At 65.0% G+C, this 8,870-nt stretch carries 6 protein-coding genes; 4 read left to right on the top strand and 2 right to left on the bottom strand.

Annotated features, from left to right (window positions below; translation table 11 throughout):
• Positions 1–336, top strand: a 336-nt coding sequence (locus QHF83_RS52050; protein WP_282425647.1) for a hypothetical protein, incomplete at its 5' end; no start/stop codon positions are given.
• 29 nt (positions 337–365) lie between these two features.
• On the opposite strand, the gene QHF83_RS52045 is transcribed toward QHF83_RS52050, so the two are convergent.
• Positions 366–1,733 (bottom strand): SEC-C metal-binding domain-containing protein, encoded by a 1,368-nt coding sequence (locus QHF83_RS52045; protein WP_282425646.1) that lies wholly within the window; start codon positions 1,731–1,733, stop codon positions 366–368.
• A gap of 741 nt (positions 1,734–2,474) precedes the next feature.
• Positions 2,475–3,803: a hypothetical protein gene (locus tag QHF83_RS52040; RefSeq protein ID WP_282425645.1), complete on the bottom strand. Its 1,329-nt coding sequence runs from the start codon at positions 3,801–3,803 to the stop codon at positions 2,475–2,477.
• A gap of 1,026 nt (positions 3,804–4,829) precedes the next feature.
• On the opposite strand from QHF83_RS52040, the gene QHF83_RS52035 reads away from it, so the two are divergent.
• The 3 genes from QHF83_RS52035 (at position 4,830) to QHF83_RS52025 (ending at position 8,648) form a co-directional block, all read left to right on the top strand.
• A complete protein-coding gene (locus tag QHF83_RS52035; RefSeq protein ID WP_282425644.1) occupies positions 4,830–5,036 on the top strand; it encodes a hypothetical protein in 207 nt (68 codons plus the stop codon).
• Positions 5,033–6,940 carry a recombinase family protein gene (locus QHF83_RS52030; protein ID WP_282425643.1) on the top strand — a complete coding sequence of 636 codons (1,908 nt, stop codon included), beginning with the start codon at positions 5,033–5,035 and terminating at the stop codon, positions 6,938–6,940. Before QHF83_RS52035 ends, QHF83_RS52030 begins: the two co-directional genes overlap by 4 nt.
• A 1,480-nt stretch (positions 6,941–8,420) precedes the next feature.
• Positions 8,421–8,648 (top strand): hypothetical protein, encoded by a 228-nt coding sequence (locus QHF83_RS52025; RefSeq protein ID WP_282425642.1) that lies wholly within the window; start codon positions 8,421–8,423, stop codon positions 8,646–8,648.
• Positions 8,649–8,870 lie beyond the last annotated feature (222 nt).

Below are 8,870 nucleotides of genomic sequence, written 5' to 3'. Positions count from 1 at the left end.
GTTATTGTGCGGCTGCGACGAACCCGCCGAGCGCACGCCGGCGCGGCGAGCATGCGCGTGCCGCGCACGTGGCGCCTGCCATGGGCGCGGATGGTCGTCCAGACGGTGGTGGGCGAGGACTTACGGCGCGCCATCATCCACGATCAGAACGGCCTGTTTGTTGCGGACGTTGTTGCCGCCGACGCAGAGCTCGTGACCGCCGCACCAATTCTGCTCGGCTACCTTGCGGGGCTTCTCGATGATCCACTGGCTACCATTTTCGACGACCTCTCAAACCAGGAAGCCATTGTCGCCAAGCTATTGAAAAGAGACGGCATGGGAGCTGTAGAAGGCTGAGCGAATGGAAGCATAATCGTCTCTATTCGTCAAAGTGGTTGGGGAAGCCTCACACCAATCTTCTTTCCTTCGCGCCCCCGCGCGAGATCCTCCAGTCCGAGCGCCGCCCACATCCACTCCGGATCATACCCGACCGTTCCCTCCGCCACCGCCCGCTCGTACATCAGCTCCAGGTCCTCGATCATCCTGGCCACACGCAGTCGCAGCGCCTCGATCTTCGAGGCCGCCCGAGGCGTTTGTCCGTCGAGCATAGGGATCGGTTCGTCGATCCACCTTTCGTAATGCTCCCTGTAGAACTGCGCGAGCGCTTCGCGTGCCGGCCCATCGAGCGCCTCCGGCAGCGCCTTCGATGCGCGGCCGTGACGAGGTGAAGCTTCACTCATACCTCGCTCCACGTCTTCGTGCTTCGTGACGCGGTATCGCACCGCATCGCCCGCAAGACCTTCCACGAGCGTCCGGGCACGCTCGCCGCGCTCGCGGGAGTTGGTCTGAATTTCCAGCCGAGCGCCTTCGATGCGCATTGAGGCGATGACAACCTCTCCCGCCCGCTGACCGCCGCTCCCGATCCACGTCCAGCGCTCCGCGTCGTCGTCCCGGTGGAGACCCGACGCGCGGTCGAGCTCGGCGACGAGCTTGGGCTCGTCGAGCACGTCGAAGTATGTCGTCGTGAAGAGGAGGCGGTCGCCATCGTGGTTGATGAGCGTCGGCTCCCTCGGGTTGAACCAGACCTCGAAGAAGAAGGGGGCGAGGCTCGTTCGGAAATCTGCGCCATCGAGCTCGGCGCGTGCCTTTTCGAGACCCATGACCAGCCAGTCCCGGAGGTGGCTCGGGAGCGGTAAGATGCCGCCATCGAACTCCGGAAACCCCGACGCGCCCCTTGCGAAGATCCGCGCGGCGACGAGATCCCACGGGCGCATGACAAGCGACGCGCGCCGCTCGCGGACACGGGTCTCCCCGCCGTCGAGGACATTACGAACGGTGACGCTCTCGCCCGGCTCAACCGCGATGACGTCATAAAGCATCATGGCGCTCGCCCGGCCCATATCGAGGTATCTACGTTCTCCCGCGCGGAGGTCACGATCATGAGCGAGGAGGTGCTCGGCCAGCGTGACGCCCGCGCCATTCTGCGCGTCGAAGAAGAGCCACCACTGGAAAACACACTCCGCCATGTCGTGCAAGGTGGGGTCTTCGTACTTGTCGCGCAGGGGCAGGAGGTCGCCCCAGAACTCCTCCCTCGACCCCTCCAGCTCGTCTTCATCGACCCAGTCGAGCAACCGCTCGAGCGTGGATAGACGATCTGCCGCCGTGTACGCCCCGGCAGCGGTCGCGAGGCAGCACTTCTTGTACTTGCGTCCACTGCCACAGGGACAGGATTCGTTGCGTCCGATCTTCGCCATCGGGGACAAACCTACTCGATCCGCGGCCACAGTGGAAGGGCAGCGTTTGTCTCTGCCGTCGCGGCGTTCGCCCAGGAACATCCTTGCGCCAAGGGGGAGCGTCGGATCGGCTGGGCTGCCGGGCGCACGGTTTGTCCTCCAGGCGACGTTCAGGCCAAACGGGAAACGACCGTCGCTCAGTGTTTCCCCTGTCCGCCCGCAGCGAGGATGGGGCGAGTGGCTCGTCGGGCAGCCGCGTCGAACGGTGGTGCACGTCGCGAAATGTGGTTTTTCACACAATTTCATCGGGCGTGGGCGAGGCGGGCGCGGGAGGCAGCTCCCCGCCGGAGACCGCAAGGGCTTCTCGCGCTTGGCCAAACTTGGCCCGCCTCGAACAGAACTGCGATCATGCGTACTCACTAGACCCACGTATGGGGTGGGTCCGTGTGCAATCTCGGTCAGGAGGATCGATAGGCATTCACCATCCAGAGCGCCTACGACGCACTTGAGGAAGGATGGCGCCACCGACGACTTAGGCGGGAGCGGGACCGATCGGGGCGCGGCGTGCAGGGGTGCCGTCATCACAGGGGCGGAGCAGGCGATCGACAGAGGAGCGCGATTCAATGAAAGCGTGGATTCGAAGGCGCGCCCAGCGACGGCGCGATGGGCGGCTGGTTTTCGTGACGTCGGTGGTTTTCGATGCCGTCCTGTTCGGCGAGCTTTGCGAGCACGTCCAGGAGGAGGGGCAGCGGAGCGCGATGATCAATGAGGCGCTCCGGTACGCGCTGGGAGCGCCGGGGTGGGTCGAGAGTGCGATGGCGAGGCTGTTCCCCGATTCGGGACCGGCCTCCGTGGCGGCCCAAAGCTCGCGACGCGGGCAATCGTCGTCCGGCAGGCTGGCCCCAAGCAGTTCGCGGCGTGGGGCGCCGTCGTCATCATCACTCCGGGGGCCGTCGTCCCGGGCAGCGCCGTCATCGCGAACAGCGCCGTCGTCGCGGTCGAGGCGTGAACGACGAACCTGATTGACCCGGCCGAAGGCGGCGAACGCCCACGAGGCAAGGGAGCCCAGGTATGCCGCGCGCGGGAAGCCGGGAGCGCGCGCGACCTCCCGCACGGGAGACGGCGGCGCGGCTCGGGAGACGGTGGCGCCGGGGACGTGGCCTCTGGAGATGGCGGCGTCGGTGTCTCCGGAGACGGCGTCGCCGAGGGCGTCGCCGTTGCCGCCGCCATCTGCGGACGTTGTTCCCTCACGGTGAAGTCCGCCGATACTCGATGCGCCGCCATCATCACCACGCACGCCGCCACGATCGCGCTCGGGTCCGACGCGAGCACCGCCTTGACCGTGTCCAGTGTCGGCTCGCCACCGGCAATCGTCGCGCAACGCCGGACCAGCGCACGAGCTGCCGCCATGAGGCCCCGATCCGCGAGGAGCGCTTTCCCGAGCTTGAACCCGCGCAGCGTCCCGAGCAGGCTCCACGCAGCCGCGCTCCACTCGATCACCGGCCGGCGCTCCCCGTTCCAGTAGCCCGCGAGGCCCAGCGTTCCCGCGCCGAGAATCAACCACTCGGACGAATCGAGCGCGTGTCCGATCCACAGTAGCGCGATCGGCACGTTCCACGCATCGGACGGGCACGCCTCGGGGGCCGGCGCGGGGGCATGCACGGGAGCGGGTTCCGACGCCTCTACCCTCTCCGGCAAAGCGAGGCCCCCGAGCACCACATCCGCGAGCCATCGCAGCACGGCGTTCCTTCGATACTCCGCTCGTATCATCCAGAGCCACAGCTCGTCGGAGAACGGTTCCGGCGCATCCGAGGGTACGCGCAGGAGTGACGCCTGCACGAATCGACGTGAATGCGCGTTCAGGGCCGGATCCGCCAGCGCAGCAAGCGCGGCGGCATTCCACGCAGGGTCGCCGAGGCTCCGGTGGATCCGCATCCCCACGGCACTGCCCTGCGCCTCCAACGGCAGGCCCGTGAGCCCTTTTCCCGCGATCGCCAGCGCAGCGGCGAGTTCCACGAACGCCGTCGAGCCCTCACACGCCCCGATGAGCGCAACGGCGTCGACGACGTTGGCGGAAGACGCGGGGTGCATGGGTGGCTCCGCAGATCAGATACGCACAGGATCGCGATACTGCCAAGCGTAATATGGCGACGCCCGACGGTGCCATCCCATCCGTCCAGCCTGTCTCAGCGATCGAAGCGACGTCTATCACCCGCGCCTCCGCGGACAGACCGCGAAATCGCCGCGGTTGGACCATGGAAGCCGAACCTTGCCCCTTGTTTCACAGGGTCGCGATCCATACAGGGGCCATGAATCGATCCACTTTTCGCACGCGGGGGCCATGCCTCGGCGCGGAAAACGTTCCGCGGCCACCATTCTTGTGTTCTGATTCACGATGCGCGCCAGCGCAAGCGGCGTGCCCTCCGCGGACAGACCGCGAAATCACCGCGGTTGAGCCATGGAACCCGATCCTTGATCCTTGTTTCACAGGATCGGTGGCCATGCAGGGGCCATGAAACGATCCACTTTTCGCCTCCCGAAGCCATGCCTCGGAGCCCAGAAATTGTTTCACGATGTAGGAGTCGCACACACCCTGCAAAATCAGCCCGATTCCTGCGATCTCTGCGGTCTGCCCGAGGTCGTCGAGACGCGCGCTCGGATCCATGGAAAGCCATGGCTTTTCCATGGTCGAGCCATGCCGGGGCACATGGCTCCGGCCATGCCCCTCGGTATGGCTCCCCAGCGGCGACGGTTGAGGTCGCAGCGGCATCTCTCGCCCTGCGTGGTGCCTCCATATTACGTAACATGTCCATACGTATACACGTACGTTCATATTACGCAATATGTATAGAATCAAGCTCGCGTACCAGATTTCGCTTGGCCTGCCGGGAGCACTTACGGGATAACCTGCATCCTGTGACCGGCGCGGTTCGGCCGCCCGAGAAAGGTGCTGATCCCATGCCCATCCCCCCTGACTCACGGCGACCTCGTCATCCTGAGCTGCCGAGCGCCCACAGCACTGGCTCGCTCGAAGCCAATGCCCATCGGCAGGCGCGGCGTGCGCCGACCGGGCACAGCCACGCAAAAGGACGTGCCCGTGGGAGTTCGCTGGGCTCCGTGCCTGCCGCCCAGAAGTCGTACGTGGTAGAAATCGCGCCCGTGGAGGGGTGCTCATCGGAGATCACGGCGCGCATCCGACCGACCGAGCAGGCGGCCGTCGCGCTGGTCGACGAGGGGTTTCGGCTGAGTGATACGATTCTCGATCTCGTGAGCGAACTGCTCGTCGAGATCGCGCGGGAGGAAGAGGAGGACGACGATCCATGAAGGGAGAAACATTGCAATCCTGGGAAGAGGGCTCGAAGCCCCCCGAGCGCTGGTGGGCGTTCTACATCCGCGTGACACGCGAGGAGAGCGTCAAAACCGACCTATCGATCCCGAACCAGTGCTCGCGCGCCCGTGAACTCGCGTCCCTGCGTCGCTGGTCGGATTACCGGATCTATGTCGAGCCGAAGCACGTCACGGCGGAGGTATGGGCGGACAAGCGCCCGGCCTTGAAGCGGCTGCTCGACGACATCGCCGCGGGTAGAATCCTCGGTGTATGCGCGCGGCATACGGATCGGTTCTGGCGAAACAACGAGATCCAGGCTCGGTTCCTCAAGGTCTTGCGCGAGGCTGGCGTCGAGCTGTGGGACTTCAACAACCGATACGACTACAAGAGCGCACACGGGCGGTTCTCGCTCCAGGTGCTCGGGGCCGCTTCCGAGCTGGAGGTCAATCTCACCGGGGAGCGTATCCGCGAGATGAGGCGCGGCAAGGCCATCAAGGGAAAGGTCGGCGGCGGGCCTCCTCCCTTCGGGTACACGTCGCAATCGCGTCGAATCAAGGAGTTGGTAGCGGCGGGGCTGTCCGAGGACGAGGCGTACCGGAAGGCGTGCCTCGAATACCCGATCGGCAAGTGCTGGTACATCGATGAGAAAGAGGCGGCGACGGTTCGGCTCATCTTCGAGCTGTACACTTCAGCGAACTATCGCTATGGAAACCGACGGATCTGCCAGCACCTCATTCGACACGGCTACCGGACCCGTGAAGGCTATGACTTCCGGGCGAGCACCATTGTGCGAACGCTCAACAACCCCGTCTACGCCGGCTTCACGGCGTTCGACGAGGTCTCCTACGAGGAGCGCATTCCTTCACGACTGCCTCGGCACCAGCAGACCCGCTACAAGGGCGAGCATCCGGCGCTCATCTCGACGGAGACATGGGAGAAGGCGCAGCAGATCAAGACGGAAGAGAACGCGAGCAAACGCACGCGCACGAAGAGTCGGCAGCAGTTCGCGTTGACCGGGATCATGCGGTGCCCGAGCTGCGGCGGGCGAATCCAGGGAAAGCTCTCCAGCCGAGAGAAACGCCGCTATTACATCTGCACCCGTCGAGCGCAAGTCGGACTTGACGTCTGCTCATTGCCCATGATCCGTGGGGACGAATTGGAGCAGGCGACCTGGAACTGGCTCCACGAAGTGCTCTCCTCGCCGGCCTTCGTCATGGAACACGTGGCGCGGCTCCAGAAGAAGCTCGAAGGGGAGGTGCCGGCGGCGCAGCGCAAGCTCGCGACATTGAAGCGGCGCCGGGATACGGTGAAGGCTTCGATCGAGAAGTATTTCAAAGTGTTCGAGGGGTCGAGGGATGGAACGCCAGATGCGTCGATCCTCGATCGCGTGCGCGAACTGCGTGCCGAGTTGCGGACCGTCGAAGGCGAGATCGAGCAAATCGAAGCGCAAGCGAGCCCCGCCCCGTGCAAGGTGAGCGCGGAGCAGGTCCGGAAGTACCTCGCCAAGTTGAAGGCGCGCGTCGTCGAGGGTGATGGGGCGAATCTGCGTTCGCTATTTCACGAGTTCCGGCGGGAGCACGGGCTGGATATCCGCCCCGTGACGAACACCGAGTTCACGGTGGCCCTGGCGCTTCCCGTCGGGGAGATGGGCGAGGGAGGGAAGACGCGGCAGGTGGTTTCTGCGCTGGGGCGCAGGGGTTCCCGTGGGGGGCCAGTGGTCTCGGGTTGGGGAAATAGCGGATGGCCGCCGAGATCGGCGGGCTCGTCCGAGGGCGCCATGGGTTCGGCCTGGATCATGGCTTGGACCTCCTTTTCCCAAAGGGCTTTCGCGCCGGGCCCGGGAAGTATAGCTTCTCGGACTCGGCCGTATATCGAAAGGTCTTGCCGCATTGCGCGATGACCTGATACCTGCACTTACCCCCGTACAGGTCGATGATCTGCTGCCAGCTCCGCAGCGCGGCCGCGGGCGCTTTGGGTTCGGTCTGGGCCGTGGCTCGGACCGTGCCGTTGCGCGGATCCGGCTCGACGGCAGACGACTGCCCGTCGAGCGCAGTGGGCTCTGCGTCGTTCATAATCCCCTTAGCCTGGAGAATGCCTGACTCTTCGATTTATTGCAACGACAAAGTTGTGTGAGTGCTCACGCGATCGGGTTTGCCCAAATAATTTGTGAACAAACGATGCAACGCTTGGCTGCGCCGGATCAGCGCATTTGAAGGGGATCCGGTGTCTCCTTGCGGAGCGGCGAAGACCCCTGCTCGAGGGAGGCGCGCCGCATGTTGTGGTGGCCGTCGGCAAGGTCGCTCGGGACCGATCCAGCATTCAAGTAGCCACCTCCGGTCATGTCGGGTTCTTTGTACTGCAACCTCTCGATGCGATCTGGAGAGTCGCTCGCTCCAGACGGTGGGGAGGCTCGCGCCGCATTCCTCGGATTTGATGCTACCAAGGGTTTGCCCTTCTGGCCGTTCGTCGACGAGGGGTCGTTCTTTTCGAGAAACGACCCCCTCGGAGACAGCGTGAATGACGACCCTTCTACGTCGCGTGTGCGTCAGGGGGCCGCGGGCGAAAAAATCTTGCAGGGATGGTGAGGCGCGAGATCGTCGTCCTGGCGGCTGGATTTCGGCGTGTTCAGTGTTTCGATTGATGAACCGTGCAGTTGACCGCGGTCGAACCTTGCGCCTCGGAGCGTGACGGCGGTCCGGATGGCGTCCGCATGAGGCGTGCAGGACGGAATGGAGCATCGCCCCTGCGTGAGTGCTTCCGCGAAAAGCCGCGGGTTTTTCGAGGCCCGTCCGAGAAACACCCCGAACCCGAGCCGCGGCGGGCCGAGGGGGTCGGCTCGGGGAGCGTCGCGCGAGGTGGCTCGAGTTCGGCCGCGTCGAGCTGCGCGATGAGCGGGGCGTCATTGGGGGCGTCCGGTGTACGAAATCGCACGGCGGTGATCCTTCCGGGCAGGCGCGCGGCTCCTTCGAGCGGTCCGTTTTCCGAGCCAGCGAAGGGGATTTCGAGGGCCCCCGAGATTTAAGCCTTCATTTCAAGGGGTCACCCCGACGACTTCCGAGAAATCAGCCGAGGAGTTGCTTCAGCCGCGGAGCGGGAGGACGAGCTTTCGTGAGATTTCCGCGAGAGGGCTTCGGGGAGCATGCGAAATGTGGATCGATTTCTCGGCGGTCCTCGGATCGCCACGCGGCGAAATAAGGGGGTGCGTTCAGGATCCCCTATTGAAGCTCGGAAATGCGAACTCCGGTGGCAACTTGATGATTTTATTCGCGAAATGGCTTGAAAGTCGGCGCTTACATCCCGTACATTCCGGGGACCGACGCTGGGGAGGGGCGCTCGCCGAGAGCTCGAGCCCCCTTGCGCGCGTCGAGGAGGGTATCGGCATGTCTGCAAAGCAGAAGGAGGCCGAGCGCGGGGGCGCGCCGTGGGTGTCGCTGGACCGGGCGGCGGCGCATCTCGGGCTGAACGCGGCGCAGCTCCGCAAGACGCTGGAGCGCCGCGCCACGCGCGCGGCCGACGGCGGGACCGAGGCGATGGTCGACGGCGTGCGCGCGCGCAAGTTCGGGCGCCTGTGGCGCGTGAGGTTCTCGGAGGCGTGGGGGGCGCCGTGAGCGTCTCGATTGGAATGAGGGAAGGACGGAAAGGAGGCTGGCCGTGGCGTTGCGTAAGGTGAAGCGGCGAGGGGAGCCGCGGTTGTTCATCGATATGTACCCGTCCGGCAACCCCCATCCTTCCGCTCCTGCGCTCTTCCGTGCAGTTCTCGTCGTCGAAGGAGGTTCGTCATGGCTACGAGGACGACGAGGACCGAGCGCCGGTGGCGGCGCGTCGTGGAC

It is taken from the genome of Polyangium sp. 15x6 (genome assembly GCF_029960785.1).
Lineage (GTDB): Bacteria > Myxococcota_A > Polyangia > Polyangiales > Polyangiaceae > Polyangium.
Note: the sequence above shows the minus strand (reverse complement) of the source record. Positions and strands in the feature narration are given on the sequence as shown.